General features: G+C 37.5%; 13 protein-coding genes. 1 reads left to right on the forward strand and 12 read right to left on the reverse strand.

The features are described from left to right. Nucleotides 1-123: 123 nt before the first annotated feature. The 9 genes from ACFXN8_RS05720 to hemW form a co-directional block, all read right to left on the reverse strand. Nucleotides 124-1,716 carry a BC_2427 family protein gene (locus tag ACFXN8_RS05720; RefSeq protein ID WP_386843503.1) on the reverse strand — a complete coding sequence of 531 codons (1,593 nt, stop codon included), beginning with the start codon at nucleotides 1,714-1,716 and terminating at the stop codon, nucleotides 124-126. A gap of 647 nt (nucleotides 1,717-2,363) precedes the next feature. Next, complete coding sequence (locus ACFXN8_RS05725; RefSeq protein WP_376076511.1) at nucleotides 2,364-3,179, reverse strand: CsxC family protein; 816 nt, start codon at nucleotides 3,177-3,179, stop codon at nucleotides 2,364-2,366. 1,163 nt (nucleotides 3,180-4,342) lie between these two features. Beyond that, entirely contained in the window at nucleotides 4,343-5,080 is a 738-nt protein-coding gene (locus ACFXN8_RS05730; protein WP_386843505.1) for a 16S rRNA (uracil(1498)-N(3))-methyltransferase, read from the reverse strand. An 82-nt stretch (nucleotides 5,081-5,162) separates the two neighbouring features. Next, nucleotides 5,163-6,104 (reverse strand): 50S ribosomal protein L11 methyltransferase, encoded by a 942-nt coding sequence (prmA, locus tag ACFXN8_RS05735; RefSeq protein WP_386843507.1) that lies wholly within the window; start codon nucleotides 6,102-6,104, stop codon nucleotides 5,163-5,165. Nucleotides 6,105-6,125: 21 nt separating this feature from the next. Continuing rightward, complete coding sequence (dnaJ, locus tag ACFXN8_RS05740; RefSeq protein WP_376076503.1) at nucleotides 6,126-7,244, reverse strand: molecular chaperone DnaJ; 1,119 nt, start codon at nucleotides 7,242-7,244, stop codon at nucleotides 6,126-6,128. 236 nt (nucleotides 7,245-7,480) lie between these two features. Continuing rightward, the gene (gene dnaK / locus ACFXN8_RS05745; RefSeq protein WP_386843510.1) at nucleotides 7,481-9,319 is read right to left on the reverse strand and encodes a molecular chaperone DnaK; all 1,839 of its coding nucleotides are present in this window, start codon (nucleotides 9,317-9,319) and stop codon (nucleotides 7,481-7,483) included. A gap of 75 nt (nucleotides 9,320-9,394) precedes the next feature. After that, the gene (grpE, locus tag ACFXN8_RS05750; RefSeq protein ID WP_376076498.1) at nucleotides 9,395-9,973 is read right to left on the reverse strand and encodes a nucleotide exchange factor GrpE; all 579 of its coding nucleotides are present in this window, start codon (nucleotides 9,971-9,973) and stop codon (nucleotides 9,395-9,397) included. An 18-nt stretch (nucleotides 9,974-9,991) separates the two neighbouring features. Further along, nucleotides 9,992-11,020 (reverse strand): heat-inducible transcriptional repressor HrcA, encoded by a 1,029-nt coding sequence (gene hrcA, locus ACFXN8_RS05755; protein ID WP_376076496.1) that lies wholly within the window; start codon nucleotides 11,018-11,020, stop codon nucleotides 9,992-9,994. Nucleotides 11,021-11,109: 89 nt separating this feature from the next. After that, on the reverse strand, nucleotides 11,110-12,255 hold the full coding sequence (gene hemW, locus ACFXN8_RS05760; protein WP_386843632.1) for a radical SAM family heme chaperone HemW: 1,146 nt from the start codon (nucleotides 12,253-12,255) through the stop codon (nucleotides 11,110-11,112). Nucleotides 12,256-12,445: 190 nt separating this feature from the next. Between hemW and rpoN the strand changes: the two genes are divergently transcribed. Further along, a complete protein-coding gene (gene rpoN / locus ACFXN8_RS05765; RefSeq protein ID WP_386843513.1) occupies nucleotides 12,446-13,714 on the forward strand; it encodes an RNA polymerase factor sigma-54 in 1,269 nt (422 codons plus the stop codon). Nucleotides 13,715-13,900: 186 nt separating this feature from the next. Here the strand turns inward: rpoN and hutH are convergent, their stop codons facing one another. Genes hutH through ACFXN8_RS05780 form a run of 3 tightly spaced genes read right to left on the reverse strand, consistent with a single transcriptional unit; the run spans nucleotide 13,901 to nucleotide 17,949 of the window. Continuing rightward, nucleotides 13,901-15,406 (reverse strand): histidine ammonia-lyase, encoded by a 1,506-nt coding sequence (hutH, locus tag ACFXN8_RS05770; RefSeq protein WP_386843515.1) that lies wholly within the window; start codon nucleotides 15,404-15,406, stop codon nucleotides 13,901-13,903. Nucleotides 15,407-15,446: 40 nt separating this feature from the next. Beyond that, nucleotides 15,447-16,763 (reverse strand): Na+/H+ antiporter family protein, encoded by a 1,317-nt coding sequence (locus ACFXN8_RS05775; protein WP_386843517.1) that lies wholly within the window; start codon nucleotides 16,761-16,763, stop codon nucleotides 15,447-15,449. 19 nt (nucleotides 16,764-16,782) lie between these two features. After that, nucleotides 16,783-17,949 carry a hypothetical protein gene (locus ACFXN8_RS05780; RefSeq protein WP_386843519.1) on the reverse strand — a complete coding sequence of 389 codons (1,167 nt, stop codon included), beginning with the start codon at nucleotides 17,947-17,949 and terminating at the stop codon, nucleotides 16,783-16,785. Nucleotides 17,950-17,958 lie beyond the last annotated feature (9 nt).

A 17,958-nucleotide genomic window follows, 5' to 3' on the forward strand; every position in this document is an offset into this window, starting at 1 on the left:
TTCATTTTTTTTATGAGAGATCTCATAACGCTAGAATATGTAGCGATTTAATCTTTTTTTGGACGTATATACCGTTTCTTTAAAAAGGGACTTTTGAGCAAAGAGATAAGCTTCAATTATCTTCTATATCCTTGGCACTCGAATTTTCTGTACTTGTAGCATATGGATGATTAATTCTAATACTATGTTTTGACACAATTGATTTGAATGAACTAATGACTCATTTTGTGCAGGTACTACATTCCTTGTGTGAGATGAGGTATACTCTATATTCTGTTGAATGTAACCTTCAATAAATAAACTCCCCTTTAATGCTGTACATGTCCCATTACCTAATGATTGGGAAAACTGATTAGATACGAATCTACAATTTGTTAATACTACTTCATTTGAAATATCTATAACTCCCACAATTCCTTTTTCAAATACAATATTTTCTTCAAGGCATATTTCTATTTTATATTCCCCTACTACAATTGGAACTCTAATGTGCATAAAATCATCGGAACTGTAAGAGTGATTATTTATTTCTCCTTTTTTAGTTGATTGTGTATTATGTAAGGGAACTACAACTGATTTAGACGGATTACTCTTCTGATTATTTTTATCATAAGTATCAGTTCTCATTAAAAATATAATTTCATTCATTTTTGAGTGAACCAAACGACAATCAGGCTGTTCAGGATAATCCATTGTAGTATTAAATAGTTTGGTTTCAAATTGAGGAGTGAGATGATTGTTTAGATCAAGAAAATCAAATGTATTTTTAACAATCTCACCACAGATAGGAGCATGAAGAAAATCATCAATTTCCACGTGAGTAGAAATTGGGATTTTTTTAGTTATAGTATATATTTCTCCTTGAACTGATTCAGTGGATGCACTACCATGACCTGCAGGATTGTTTTTCTCCATCTCTTCTGTATTAATAGTACTCATAATTTTATCCTCCCCGTCGGATTCAGAAGGACTTAAAAATTCACGATTAGAGTCTAGTTGAGATGCAAAATCTTGTTCTTCCACAGGATTGGTTTTGTCTGCCTCTTCTATATCAAGCGAATCATTCATTTCATTCTTAACATCAATTTCAGAAGGAATAAGTAACTCACGATTGGAATCTAGATGTGCTGCAAGTTCCTGTTCCTCTACAGGATTGATTTTATCCGCCTCTTCTGTATCAAGGAAATCATTCACTTCATCCTCTACATCAATTTCAGGAGGAATAAGTAACTCACGATTGGAATCTAGATGTGCTGTAAGTTCCTGTTTCTCTACAGGATTGATTTCTTCCGCTTCTTCTATATCAAGGAGAACATTTATTTCACCCTCAACATCAATTTCAGGAGGAATGAGTAACTCACGATTGGAATCTAGATGCTCTATAAGTTCCCGTTCCTCTAAAGGATTGATTTCCTCCACTTCTTCTATATCAAGGAAATCATTCATTTCATTCTCAACATCAATTTCAGGAGGAATGAGTAACTCGTGATTAGAATCTAGATGCGCTGCAAGTTCGTGTTCCTCTGCAAGGCTGTTGGTTTCATCTTCTTTTTCTATATCAAGAGGATTATTCACAAAATTTTCAAATGTAGAATTTATTTGAGATGCATGATCTATTTTTTTTGTGGATTTAATTTGATAATTAAAATTGATGAAAACTTTTTGCTTGGAACTTATTTCCTTCATCTCTCTAAAGTTAATCCATGGAGTTTTCATTAGTTCACTCCTAAATAATGTTTTGACAAATAAAGTGCAACAGTTAATCCGTAAAAATTCCTACGCATTTTTTCAGCCAAGATGTCTTTTTGGTCGATTTATTTTTTATGATAAGATTTTGTGAGTTCTTCTAAAGAAACTTGTTCAAAATCCGTTTTCTTCTGGAAATACTTACGAAGTAAACCGTTTTTCATTTTTATATTTCCACTTACCTTGATGAATAGATTGGTTAAAAAAATAGCGATTTTCATTTTCCTTTTCTAATATCTGATAACAGCTAATTTAAACGACATCATTATAAGCTATTTTTTTGATCTAAGTGTTGCACTTATAATTACAATCCATTTTATGCATTACTTTTACTTTTGTCACCGAGCACATTCAAAAATCTTAGTAGCAATTGAGAAACTATTGCGTTTGAGAGACGATTACTTAGTAAACACTAAAATTTTATCTTTACATTATTTTCTTCAACTAGATTATTTTGAGAGCACCTATTAGTGCATTTATGATCGATATTATTATAGAAAAAAGGCAGTTGAAAATTCGATTTAATCAAACTTTCAACTGGCAACTCAAATATTGGATTTTTTTCTGCACCCTCGAATGTCTTTTTCTATCTAATTTGCTCCTCTAAAAATTAGAGATTAACAAGGATTAGTAGGATGGATAACAGGAGGATCTATAGCAGGACTAACTGGAGGAGTAAGTCCTGTAAGAACAGGAGTTATTACAGTGCTACCAGCTCCAAGGCGCACTTGTTGAACTTGCAGTACTTTTACAGTTAATTCAAGCACGATTTTTTCACGTAATGTGTCGAAAGTGCCTTCTGGATCTGCCATAACGGGTGAAAAATCAAGTTCAAAGAAGTTTGCAGCTACTAATTCGCCAAATGGTTGTTCATTGTATTTAACGAGATTTTGGAAGAAAGCCTTATCCAATCGAGCATCCATTTGCGTAGTTTCATTAAGGAAGTTCGCTTCGGCAAACTCAGAAATTCCTAAGATCGGAGTAGGACCTCCTGTTGTTTGTGGGAAAGTAAGGTCTGTAAAACCAGAAAAGTCAACATCGGCAATTCTATCTTGGAGTGCCCCGTTACATGCTGCTGAAGCATATTCAATATTTTTGCGAATATGTCCCGCTACAAATAATTTAGCTCTTGTTACTCTAAAAAAGTCAGTGCCAGCAATACGTGCAAAGGCAACCGGTACTAGTTTCACTTGATTTAGGAATACATTTTTTTTCACTCTTTTAATTTCAGTTGCTGCAGGACTAAGCGTAATATCCGCCTCCACAGCAATTTGAAGTGTTGGTTCAGCAAGTACAACTGGAATTTTAATAGTTGGAGCCGTAACCGGTGTAACGACTACTGGAGTAACTTCACTAGTTAATGGGATTTGTTCAGTTGACGTTACTGGACAAGGATCGACTTGACTAACTTGATTATTTGATTGATCACTCAAAAAATTCCCTCTTTTCATTTTATAGTATTAGAGCGCTCTCCATATAGAATATGTAATAATTAAATCTATGAATGGACGTGTATACTAGTTTTTTTACCGATATTAATAATTATTGAGCCGAGAGATAAGAATGAACACAAAATGCCAGGTACTTACCATTTTAGGCACCCGGTCTAATTGTTTATATCACTTAAAAATAATTAATTATTTATTTTTTCAAAGCTTTCCAATACTTAGTCCTTACCTGAACGCTGAGGACAGTTAGATAACTGAATTACTCGCTTATCTTTTCCTTTTTTACGCTTTTACTTATTTTCTCGTAAGTGTAAAATACCGAATCCAAAACGAATACACGAAACTAATATTGAAATTGCAATTGGTATTTTACCTATTTCCGGTAAACAAAAAGAGGTTGCTAGGTAAAACATGGAGTATAAAATATTTTCGCAATCTTTAAAACCTTCTTTTAGCGGTAGAATGCCAATTAATCTTAAATGATTTAGTTGTAAATACCACATGAACGCTAATTTTATTGGTGCTGCCTTATTTAAAATGGAAAGTTCACATCATTTTGATGCGATTTATCCCACTCTTATTGTGCAACTTCACGATGAGTCCTGTTAATTACAATGACATAGAGACGATTCAAAGTTTTTTGAATCGTCTCTTATTATTAGGATTACGAATATAAGCAGTTATTAAGGATTATGGATTTCCACCTGTTCAAACCTTGCCATGACTGCATTTATAATGACGTTTACTCTTGCACAGCTAAGTGTGTGAAAAGCCTCTTTTGCCAAGTATCAATTATGCCTCGGCATAATTGCCGCTGACGCTACGCTTTCGCGCAGATAAACAATGCGTCCGGAATCGGCTTTGTGCTTAGGCCTGCGTGATGCAGGTCAGTTAGCCGTTATCGCATGGATGCGATGATTTTAGGCTAACATCCTCTAAGGATTCCTTTCCGATTCCGTGACATCCGCCGGAGGCTTTGGGCCAACGTGATGTTGGTCACTCAGTCGTTGCCACAGGACGTGGCGTTCTTAGACTGAGTTCCTCTATTTCAGCGGATGTTTGGACACCCGCTGAAAAGTGACTTAGAACCGCATTCATCTCTCCACCTATAGAGGTGGGAGACTTCCTGAAAGAAGTTAAAAGCTATTTCATTCAAATTCATAAGATATTGCAGACAGCGCATAAAGTGGCGCTGTTTCTGCTCGTAAAATTCGGGGGCCTAAAGACATCGTTTGGGCACCTGCTTGAAGCAAGGCATCCGCTTCTTTTCGTGCAATGCCGCCTTCTGGTCCAAAGATAATAAGAATTGATTTCGACTTCTTGTCATACACGTTTTTTAGCTTTTCCGCAAACCTTGTGCGTTTTTCTGCTTTCGCATCCTCTTCATCTGCTATAAAAACGACGTCGAAATTGCTTACTCGGTCTACTAGCTGTTTAAAAGAGATTGGTTCATAAATTTCTGGAATATGTGTACGATGGGATTGCTCAGCTGCTTCTTTTGCAATTTTTTGTAGACGCTCTTGCTTTTTGGCACCCTTCTTTTTATCCCATTTAACGATAGAACGCTCCGCTTCAAAAGGCAACAGGGCAAACATTCCGAGCTCTGTTGCCTTTTGTGTAATAAGTTCTAGTTTATCGCCTTTCGGCAAACCACATGCTACTGTTACATGAACAGGTAACTCTGGAGATGGAACAATTTCACCCGTAGTTTGAACGTGTACCTCATCTCCTTCAAAGGCTGCAATTTCACAGATATGGGCGGTATTTTGTGCAACTACAACGATTTTGTCGCCCTCTTTCATACGCATCACTTTTTCAATATGTCGCGCATCCTCTCCGCTAATACGTGCTTCTTCTATGGTCGTCTCAATAAAATAACGTTGCATGTTACCATACTCCTTTATAGCAAGAAGAGAAAACGCCAAATCGCAAGCACTCGGCTCACGATTTGGCGCTTCCTCAGTCCACTTATTGTGGTCGACGGGCAATGATAGCTACCCAATCTTCCATTAGTAATACTTCTTCGATTACAAAGCCTGAAGCTTCTAGTGCTACTTTTACATCATCACGTTTTGCGGCAATGATGCCTGAAGTGACATATAATCCACCAGGTTTAACAATTGAAAATGCATCGTCAGTAAAGGACATAATAATTTCTGCTAAAATATTAGCTACAACGACATCAGCTGGTTCCTTTACAGTATCCAATAAGTTCCCATGGAAAACAGAGACTTTATCATCCACTTTATTTAACACAACATTTTCTTGTGCTGAACGTACAGCTACTTCGTCCAAATCAAGTGCATGTACGTTCTTAGCTCCTAGTAAGGCTGCACCAATGGATAGAACGCCTGAGCCCGTTCCGATATCGATAACCATATCTTCCTCTTTTATAACCTTCTCAAGCCCCTGCAAACACATAACAGTTGTAGGGTGTGTTCCTGTACCAAAAGCCATACCAGGGTCTAATTCAATAATTAGCTCATCTGTTGATACTGGTACATATTCTTCCCATGTTGGTACAATTGTAAAGCGTTCAGAAATTTTTACAGGATGATAGTATTGCTTCCATGCTGTTGCCCAGTCTTCCTCGTTAACTTCCACAATTGATACAACATTTTCACCAATATCGATGTTGAAGTTCGTTAGATTTGTTATAGCCGCCTTAATTTCTTCGACTGTTTCATTTAAAAAACTAGACTCCGATAAGTAAGCCTTAACAATAACACCATCTTTCGGAAAATCCGCTTCATTTAGCGCATAAATTTCACCATACTGATCTTCTCGTGGCTTCGCAAATTCTGCAGAATCCTCAATAACCACACCACTTGCCCCTGCTTCATGCAAAATATTCGAAATTGCCTCTACCGCTTCATTTTTTGTATGAATGGATAATTCTGACCACTTCACGTAGCTCTTCAGCTCCTCTAATTATTCACCTTGGAATTTTTTCTTAATTTTATCGAATAGTGTGCTTCCTTGCTCTTCAGGAATATCACCACTTATTTCCGCAAATTCACGTAGTAATTGCTTTTGTTTTTCTGTTAATTTTTCTGGTGTGATAACTTTTACTGTTACATATTGATTCCCTGTGCCATAGCCATGTACGTTTTTGACACCTTTGTCTTTTAAACGGAATTGTGCACCTGACTGTGTTCCCGCTGGAATACGTAGTTTTACTTTCCCATGAACAGTCGGAACTTCAATTTCATCACCAAGAGCTGCTTGTGGGAATGTCAGTTTTAGTTCGAAATAAATATCATCGCCATCACGCTCAAACTCTTTATGTCCTTGAACGCGGAACATAATATATAAATCTCCCGCAGGTCCTCCATTTATACCTGGCTCACCTTGACCAGACACACGAATTTGCTGACCATCGTCAACACCTGCTGGAATGTTAACTTTGATTTTCTTACGTTGTTGAACTTTTCCTTCACCACGACAAGTAGAACATTTTTCTTTAATGATTTTACCTGCACCTTGACACGTAGAACAAGTACGACGATTCATCATACGGCCAAATGGTGTATCTACTGCCTGATTTACTTGACCAGCACCGCTACATGTTGAACATGTCTCAGGATTAGTACCTGGTTTTGCACCTGAACCTTGGCAAGTATCACATACTTCATCTGTAGGAATTTCGATGTCTGTTTCTTTCCCGAAAATTGCTTCCTCAAATGTAATATTCATACGATATTGAAGGTCATCACCTTTGCGTGGTGCATTCGGGTCCTGACGACGACCGCCACCGCCAAAGAATGAGCTGAAAATATCCTCGAAGCCGCCAAAGCCGCCACCTCCGAAGCCACCACCAAAGCCTGCATTTGGATCCTCGTGGCCAAATTGATCATAGCGTGCTTTTTTCTGATCGTCACTTAATACTTCATAAGCTTCAGCGATTTCTTTGAATTTTTCATCTGCACCCGGCTCTTTATTAAGGTCAGGATGGTATTGCTTTGATAATTTACGGTATGCTTTTTTAATTTCATCTTTAGAAGCCGACTTCGTTAAACCAAGCACCTCGTAGTAATCGCGTTTCTCCATGATTCACACTCCGCTCTTTTTGCATAAAATCTATTGTATCACGCAGTTAAAAAAACTGCCTCTATTTTATTATTAATTATTCATTAAAATTGTTGCACCATATGTTTTTTCACTTTTCTCGAATATAACCTAAAGTCGATAAGTCGATTAAATGTCGTAGGATATAGCAGTAAATAAAGAGAAAAGCCAAAGCCGCAAGCGGTCTTTGGCTTCTTCACTTAACTGTGTTACTTCTATTATTTATCGTCTTTTACTTCTTCAAAGTCAGCGTCTACGATGTCGTCTTTTTTACCATCGCCAGCTTCTGCACCTGCTTCGCCACCTTGAGCTGCTTGAGCAGCTGCTGCAGCTTGTTCATATACTTTCATTACTAGTGGCTGTAATACGCCATCTAGTTTTTCTTTAGCAGATTTTATGCCTTCTAATTCGCCAGCTTCAAGCGCTTTTTTCAGTTCATCACGAGCATCTTCTACAGATTTTTTCTCGTCTTCTGTAATTTGTTCGCCTAAATCAGCAATTGTTTTGTCAACTTGGAACACTAATTGGTCAGCTTCGTTGCGAAGATCTGCTTCCTCTTTACGTTTAGTATCCGCCTCAGCATTTGCCTCAGCATCTTTCACCATACGTTCGATTTCTTCCTCAGATAAACCAGAGTCAGATTGGATAACTATTGTTTGTTCTTTGTTTGTACCAAGGTCTTTCGCTTTAACAGATACGATACCATTTTTATCAATATCGAATGTTACTTCGATTTGTGGTACACCACGTGGCGCTGGCGGAATATCCGATAATTGGAAGCGACCTAATGTTTTGTTGTCTGCTGCCATTGAGCGTTCACCTTGTAGTACGTGAATATCTACTGCCGGTTGGTTGTCAGCTGCAGTTGAGAATACTTGTGATTTAGATGTTGGGATCGTAGTGTTACGGTCGATTAATTTTGTGAATACGCCACCCATAGTTTCGATACCTAAAGAAAGTGGAGTTACGTCAAGTAAAACTACGTCTTTTACATCACCAGTTAATACGCCACCTTGAACAGCAGCACCCATTGCTACTACTTCATCAGGGTTTACTCCGCGGTGTGGCTCTTTAGCAGTTTCTTTACGTACAGCTTCTTGTACAGCTGGGATACGAGTAGAACCACCAACTAAGATTACTTGGTCAATTTCAGATGTTGAAAGACCTGCATCAGATAATGCTTGACGTACTGGACCTACTGTACGGTTTACTAATGGTAATGTAATTTCGTCAAATTTTGCACGAGTTAAAGAAATTTCTAAGTGTAATGGACCCGCTTCACCAGCAGTGATGAATGGTAAAGAAATTTGAGTAGATATTACACCTGATAAGTCTTTTTTCGCTTTTTCAGCTGCATCTTTTAGACGTTGCATAGCCATTTTATCTTTTGAAAGGTCAATGCCGTTTTCTTTTTTGAATTCTGCTACAAGATACTCGATGATAGCGTCGTCGAAATCGTCCCCACCTAGTTTGTTATCACCAGCTGTTGCTAATACTTCAAATACACCGTCACCTAATTCAAGAATAGATACGTCAAATGTACCGCCACCAAGGTCAAATACTAATACTTTTTGATCTGTATCTTGTTTGTCTAAACCATAAGCAAGTGCAGCAGCTGTTGGTTCGTTGATAATACGCTCTACTTCTAAACCAGCGATTTTACCAGCATCTTTTGTAGCTTGACGTTGAGCATCGTTGAAGTAAGCTGGTACAGTAATAACTGCTTTTGTTACTTTTTCACCTAAGTAGTCTTCAGCATAACCTTTTAAGTATTGAAGAATCATTGCAGAAACTTCTTGTGGCGTATATTCTTTATCTTCCACTTGAACTTTTTCAGATGTACCCATTTTAGATTTAATAGAAATAATTGTGTTAGGATTTGTTACTGATTGACGTTTCGCTACTTCACCAACTTGACGTTCGCCGCCTTTAAACGCAACAACAGATGGTGTTGTACGGTTACCTTCTGGGTTTGGAATTACTTTTGGTTCTCCGCCTTCAAGTACAGAGACACATGAGTTTGTTGTTCCTAAGTCAATACCGATAATTTTGCTCATAAAAATTTCCTCCTATTATTGAAACGCAAATGATGCGTTTTCTAACTAATTGTAATTAACTAAATAGTACTAAGTCTATTCGTTCACAGATACCATTGTTGGGCGTAATACGCGATCCTTTAACATATAACCTTTTTGAAGCTCGCGTAAAACAACACCCGTCTCTTTTTCACTATCTTGCTCTTGCATGACAGCTTGGTGAACATTTGGATCAAATTGCTCACCTTCAGCTTTAATAATTTGTAAGCCTTCCTTCTCAGTAGCTTCTAACAGAGAACGGTACACCATTTCAATACCTTTTATGATAGAAGCATTTTCTTCTGAAGTTGCTTCAACTTGTAGAGCACGCTCAAAATTATCGATTACTGGTAGTAAATCAGACAGTAAGCTTTGAGCACGATACTTTTCAGATGCCTCACGATCAAGTTGATTACGACGGCGAATATTATCGAAGTCAGCACGTAAGCGTAGATGACGATTTTCCTCGTCGGCTAGCTTTGCTTGTAACTCAGCTAGCTTTGCTTCGTACTTTTCTTCGATCGTTAATTCAGCTTCTTGTTCGTCTACTTTTATTTCTGTTTCTTCTACTACATTTTCAGCTTGTACATCTTTTTCTTCTTGTACAAGGTCTTTGTTTTCAGTTGTTTCCGTCACTTGAAATCCTCCTCATTATCAATCACTACGATTCTTCGTAAAGGCTTGTGTTAAATCCATGCGCATTACATCTAGTAAAGCAACAACACGCTTATAATCCATTCGTGTTGGACCAATAATTGCTATAGCCCCTTGTTGTTCTTCACCAATAGAATAAGTGGTCGTAATGACACTACAGTTTTCCATTTCTAGTTGTTTATTTTCCGAACCTATACGAATATGAATGCCCGATTCATTGGGTTGGAAGAGCGACTGCACTTGGCTAGTCGTTTCCATTAAGTCCAAAATCATACGGACTTTATTTAAATCGTGGAATTCCGGTTGGTTGAACATATTTGTTTTACCACCATAGAAAATTTTACTTTCCGAATTATGCATCGTCGCTGTAACGAGAGCGTGAATATAATCATCCGCTGATCGAACATGCTGCTGTAATACTGTGAGCACTTCAGCTTCGAGTTTTTTATGAATATCCTCTAATGACACACCAACTAGACGTTCATTCAAGATATTAACCATTTTCTCTAAATCAGAAGCGGTAAAATTAGGAGGTAAACTAAACATGCGATTTTCAACATGTCCGTTATTCGTTACGATAATCGCTACTGCTGTATCGCTAGAAAGTGGCACAATTGAAAATCGTTTAACACGATGTCTTTGAACGTCTGGTCCTAAAAGAATCGATGTATACGATGTCAGCTCTGATAAAATATTGGCTGACTTTCGGATAATATGCTCTACTTCTACTAAACGATCATTGAAAATTGATTGGATTTGCTGAATATCCCTTGAATTAATGCCTTGTGGGTTCAACAAATGGTCTACATAAAATCTATAACCCTTTTCCGAAGGCACTCGACCAGAGGAAGTGTGCGTTTTTTCTAAGAAGCCTAATTCCTCTAAATCCGCCATTTCATTTCGAATTGTGGCTGGACTAAATGTAATCTCTTGCTTTTTTGAGATTTGGCGAGAACCTACCGGCTGTGCAAACATAATAAAGTCGTCTACAATAGCTTGCAATATTTGTAATTGCCGATTTGTTAGCATGATCATCACCTCTGTTAGCACTCAACTAAGAGGAGTGCTAATACTATTATTAAGTTATCAAATCCTACATTTTATGTCAACGATATCGCTCAATCTTCTAGTAAAAATTGTTGAAATACTTCATTCCCTACAAAACGACCTTTTCGCGTAAGACGAATTCCTATAGGATCCTGTTCCAATAGACCTTCTGAAACTAACTTTTCAACGACATGTGAGTAATGCCTATGCATCGATTCATTAAATTTTTCTTCATATATAGTGTGTGTAATTCCTTCTGTTTTACGCAAACCTAAAAACATTTGCTCTTCTCGTTTCTCTTTCTCTGTTACAACATGTTCATATACAATTGGTAGTTCCCCTGCATTTACTGTATCCATATACTTTTTCAATGGTCCATGATTTGAATAACGCACACCAGCTAAATACCCATGAGCACCAGCACCAAAGCCTGCATATTCATCGTTTTCCCAGTATATTTTATTATGTTTAGAACTGAAACCAGATTGAGCAAAGTTGCTAATTTCGTATTGTTGAAGTCCATGTGCCTCCATTTGGTTCATTAACACATCGTACATATCGGCTTCAAGATCTTCAGTAGGTAAATGAAGCTTACCTTTTGTGTATTGATTATAAAAAATCGTTTTTGGCTCCACGATTAATGAATAAGCAGAATAATGTGGTAAATCAAGCGCGAATGCTTTTTCTAAAGTATCCTTCCATTGTGCCATCGTCTGACCCGGTAAACCATACATTAAATCCAAACTAATATTTCTGAAACCTACCTTTTTCGCCAAGGCAATTGTTTCATAGACGTGATTGTTGCTATGTGTACGGCCAATTTTCTTTAACAACTCTTGATCAAAGGATTGTACACCCATACTTAAGCGATTAACACCACCATCAAATAATGCCTGCATTTTTGCTTCTGATAGCTCGTCCGGATTGGCCTCTGATGTAAATTCTGTCACACTGTCCATTGGAATATACGTGCGAATAAGCTTAAGAAGTCTCTCTATTTGTTGAGGCGATAAGGCTGTTGGTGTACCACCACCAAGAAATATCGTTTCGATTTGTTTAAAACTCTCGGGATACTTTTTTGTCGCAAGCTCCATCTCCTTGCCAAGCATTTCTATATATTCATCTACTGGTTGATTTTTAAAATAAAATTTATTGAAATCGCAATAGTTACAAATTTGATGACAAAAAGGAATATGAATGTAAACACCCCGTGCCATAGCTATCCCTTCTTTCTCGTAAGTCTTTTTCATTTCCTCATTATAAACAATTGAGGCAGGGAACGCCATGAATCGAATTAGTAAAATAACTAAATCAAAACTATTTTGCATTAACATTATTTATCTATGTTATTATCTGAAAATTCGAATTTTTGTGTTATGCTAATTAAAAGTAAGAAATGGAGTGATCATGATAGACATAATTTTAAAGCAACAACAGCAACAGAAAATGATGATGACACCTCAATTACAGCAATCTATTGAATTATTACAATATACAACACTTGAACTAGAGCAATTTTTGTATGAGCAGCAATTAGAGAATCCGTTAATCGACTTTCAACCACCATCATTTCAAGAACGTATTTTCGGAAATTCTCATTCTCCCTTTCGAACAACTGACAATGATTTATATACAAAAATTGCAGAACCAAACTACCGGGAGGAATTGTTACAACTAGCTACACTCACTTTTGCAAGTAATGATTTACAAATTGTCCAGTTTCTTATTGAACAGTTAGATAACAAGGGCTATTCTCCAGCACACCTTTCTAATGTTGCAGATGAACAACATTATTATGGTATTCAGCTTTTACAACAAATCGGTCCAGCGGGAATTGGTGCGCGTAATTTGCAAGAATGTCTTTTGTTACAAATCGAAGAGAATGATTACGATTTACAGCAGCTCATTCAAAAAGGACTGTACCTACTGGCTGAACGTAAATTTCCTGAATTGATGAAATCTCTTAAACTTTCTAAGGAACAGTTATTAGCACTAATTAATCAGCTTCAGCAACTAACACCAATACCTTGCACTTTGAACTCAGTAGATAACATCGAGTATGTTACACCAGATATTGTCGTTGTTATCGAAGATGGGGCATTACAATTCAGCTTAAATGATCGCTCACTGCCATCTATTCAGCTTCATGATAGCTATAAAAATGTCACATCTTTACTACCTATAGTTGAACAAGCATACGTAAAACAGCAATATAAGCATTATGAGTGGCTCGTCCATAGCCTAGAGCGACGCCGTCAAACAATTATTCGTATCATGTCAGTGGTCCTACAGCACCAACAACAATTTTTCTACCAGGGGCTATCTTATTTAAAACCTTTATCTCTAAGAGATGTCGCAACACAAATCGACATGCACGAGTCAACAGTAAGCCGAGCAATTCGGAATAAAATAATACTGACACCTGTTGGAACGTATTTATGGAAGGATCTATTTTCTTCTAAAATTGAAAGCACTCAAACAGAGCATTCTCAAACTTCAATTTTAGAATTAATTAAAAATATAATTACCTTGGAAAATAAACAAAAGCCTTTATCTGATCAAAAGATTGCTGAAAGCCTAGCCAGCTCTTTTCAAATCAATTTGGCTAGGCGTACTATTAGCAAATATCGGGAAGAGTTAGGAATACCAGCAGCAAACAAAAGAAAGGAATTATAAATTTTGCATCCAATCAATATGATTATTCTTACATGAAAAACGATTTCTCTATACTAATGTGGTTTTGGCTATACTCCCATTCGCGAGAAAAAACAGGCTTATAAACTTCTTAAAAGCCAAAAATAGTATGCTAGAAGGAATCTTCAAGCATACTATTTTCTCTTTTGGGATAGCCCATATCTTGTCTTATCCAATAGTTAAAATATCGTTACTACTTAATAAATAATGAGCAAGTGCTTCGGTCTCTTCACCAATGGCCTTATCACCTTCTAACGGTGGACAGAATGAACGTACTATTTCTAAAAATTTTCGTGTTATTGGGGCTAATTGATGCTCTGCTTTTTCTAAAAAAATTGCTTGAGAGGCAGCAATTAACTCAATGGCAAGCACTCGCGCACTATTATGCACAATTTGTCGTGCTTGCCTTGCCGCAGTGGTTCCCATACTTACATGATCCTCTTGATTACCTGAAGTCGGGATAGAATCCACACTTGACGGATGGGCAAGGACTTTGTTTTCAGAAACGAGCGATGCTGCAACATATTGAACAACCATTAATCCACATTCAAGGCCTGGATCTGTTGCTAAAAACGGAGATAATCCACTTAATTGCGGATTCACTAAGCGCTCCGTTCTACGTTCTGAAATATTCGCCCATTCTGCTACACCTACCTTTAAAAAATCCATGGCAAGTGCAATCGGTTGTCCATGAAAATGCCCTCCAGATACTACCTCACCATTTTCTAATACAATCGGGTTATCCGTTGTGGCATTTATCTCTGTTTGCAAGCGTTGTTCTACATAATTGAAGCATTGCCACGAAGCTCCGTGAACTTGTGGTACACAGCGCAACGAATAAGCATCTTGCATACGTATTTCTCCTTGTGTTGTTATACGCTTGCTTCCCTCCAACCACTTTCGTATCCGACCTCCAACAGTTGCTATTTCAGCATGAGGGCGTACTGCTAATAAATCTTCATCAAAGGCTGAAATGATTCCTTTTAATGCCTCCATTGTCAGACATGCTGCCATATCTGCCGCGTACCCAAGACGTTCTGCCTCATTAATTGTAATAATCCCAATACCTGTCATCGCTTGTGTTCCATTAATTAATGCAAGTCCTTCTTTAGCTTGTAATCGAACCGCCGAGAGCCCTGCAAGAGCTAATGCTTGCTGTCCTGATATGACCTCTCCTTGATACTCTGCTTTTCCTTCCCCGACAAGTACTAACGCAATATGAGCCAATGGTGCTAAATCACCACTAGCACCAACCGAACCTTGCGATGGCACAATAGGATGTACATCTTTATTGATTAACTCAATTAATAATTGAAGCGTTTCTTCGCGAATGCCCGAATAGCCTTTTGCTAAAGCATTGGCACGCAAAGCCATCATCGTGCGTACAATTGAGATTTCTAATGGCGTGCCCACTCCAACTGCATCGGCACGTAGCAAATTAAGTTGCAATAGTTCATTATCTTGTTCAGCAATTTGAACATCACTCAGTTTACCGAAGCCTGTATTTACACCATAAATAGCTTGACCCTCCGCTAACCTTTTTTCAATACGAGCGCGGCTCTTTCTAACTCGATCTAACGCACTCGGTGCTAGCGAAACATGTGCATAGCCTTTAGCAATTTTTTCAATTTGTTCTCTTGTTAATGTGTAACCATCTAGCAGAATAACTTCCATTAAAAAATTCACTCCTATGCTTTTTACTAATGTTCGATTTCTATAAAACCATTGCTGCCACAATACCAAATATAAATAATGGAATATTATAATGTACAAATGTTGGTACACATGTATCCCAAATATGGCTATGCTGTCCATCAGCATTCAAACCAGATGTAGGGCCAAGTGTACTATCTGAAGCAGGAGAGCCTGCATCGCCTAGAGCACCAGCAGTTCCAATTAGCGCAGCTGTGGCGAGCGGACTAAACCCAACTGCCGCGCATAACGGTACAAACACAACAGCTAAAATCGGTACCGTTCCAAATGATGTACCAATCCCCATTGTGACAAGTAAACCGATAAACAATAATAAAGTGGCAGTAATCAGCTTGCTTTGTCCTGTCATCCCCGTCATAGCTTCTACTAGCTCTGTAATCGCATTCGTTTCTTTTAAAATCGTCGCATAGCCCGAAGCAATTAGCATAATAAATGCGATAGCCCCCATAAGCTTCACACCATTCTGTACAACTTCTTCGCTATCTTTAAGGAAGACAACTCGACCAACAAACATAATAATAATCCCTGATAATGCCCCTAACACAAGTGAACTTAAAGATAATTGGATAGCAAGTGCTGCAAATATTGAAATGAGCGCTATCCATCCTTTGCGATCCAATTTTGCCTCTGTATTTTCTGTCTTCGGATTCACGTAATCATGGATATCTTCTTTAAATTGTTGATATTCTCTTGGTTTTTTATAAGAAATGAATACAGCAATGGCTAAGCCCACGAACATGCCAATTGCCGGAATTGCCATAGCTTTTGGAATTTGACTCTGTACCATCGCCATACCATTTGCTGTCATCTCTTGTGCGATAATCCCTTGGAATATTAAACCATATCCAATTGGGATCCATAAGTAGGGCATTTTCAAGCCAAATGTTAAGGCAGATGCCAAGGCACGACGATCTATTTTCAATTTATTAAAGAAGAATAATAGTGGTGGTACTAATATTGGGATGAACGCAATATGTACCGGGATAAGTGTGCCTGATAAACACGCGATAATTGCCAGAGTGAAAATTAAAATATATTTATTTGGTTTTTCAAATGAAAGAAGCTTTTGAATAAGAATATTAGCCAAACCTGACTGGGCAATTAGAGCAGCAAATATTCCTAACAATACATAACTTAAAGCAGTTTCTGACTGCCCTCCCATGCCACCAATAAATATAGATACTGTTTCAGTTAACGATAAATCCGCGACAAGCCCCGCTACAATTGCTGCGATTATTAATGCAAATAAAACGTGAACCCCACTTAAACTTAAAATCGACAAAACAATCACTGAGATTAAAACAGGATTCTCTAACATTACATCCCCTCTATCTTTTTTAAATTGTTTTGATTAAAATACTAGCAATAATAACGCTTCCCAATGTTACAGTCGTAAATCCACCTACTAGCATTGGTGTTAAAATTTCATTGAAGATTTTTTTCTGTTCATCATCCGTTTTGCCAATACTTCTACTTACTTCCTCACATACAATGTAATCTCCCGGAAAACCAAATGTAGCTGTTAACGCTACTGGAATACCTAAAAAATAATCAAATTTAAATAGTTTTGCCCCGATAAAACCACCTAAAAGAATACCTAGTACCCCTACGATAAGGATAGTGGCAACTGCAGGCAGCTGTTCGATAAACATATCAAATGTAATATCGTTCATCATTCCTATAACAATAAAAATGATTCCCGCCATCCCAACAGTAAAACCATTTGCCTTTTCCATTACTCGTTCAGGATAGAAATTCACTAAGCGACCAATAATACCAATTGCTAATGCCCACAAGCTATAAGGAATACCTGTCACTTTGGCTAAAGCAACCGCAATCGCACCTCCAATAAACAGCATAAACAATAACACTAAAGGCGTTCGGTATTTTTTAGGAATGATTAATTTATCATCTCCCTCTTCAAAGCTGGCATTATTGGAAGCAACAAAAGAGCCACTGTGAATTTTTTCACGAATTTTCACAGCATGTTTTCGTAACAAAAGATTCGCAACAGGAATGCCTATTAATGATTGTAGCGCCATAATAAGAGCTGGAATTGTTAGTAAACTGGCGAACCCCAACTCTTTTAATCCTTCTGAAGTAATTAAAACAGCAATAATTCCGCCATTTAAAGGGCCAGTTCCAGCAACAGCTGTTTTATAGTCAAAAAGGAAAGTAACAATTGTTAAAATTAAGAGTGAAGCAAAAGACATGCCGATTATCGCAATAATGACAGCTCTCCATTGCGAACGGATCATTTTTAACGGTATTAATGTTCCCATGTGAACTAAGATTGGTGCTGTTCCTAATACTGCTCCTACTGTTAAAAATGTCGAATTAGCAAGTAAATCCTTCGGGAAAATCCCTAGCCATAACAAGACTAAGTAGCCCATCATTGCTACAAAAAGCATTGGTACTCTTGCATTACTAATAACCGAGATAATTTCTCCCAAAGCGATTAATCCTAGAATGATCATTGTTGCAATTACTGGTTCTTGAAGCATTTTATCTCC

The organism is Lysinibacillus sp. NPDC059133 (assembly GCF_042755925.1).
Classification (GTDB): domain Bacteria; phylum Bacillota; class Bacilli; order Bacillales_A; family Planococcaceae; genus Lysinibacillus.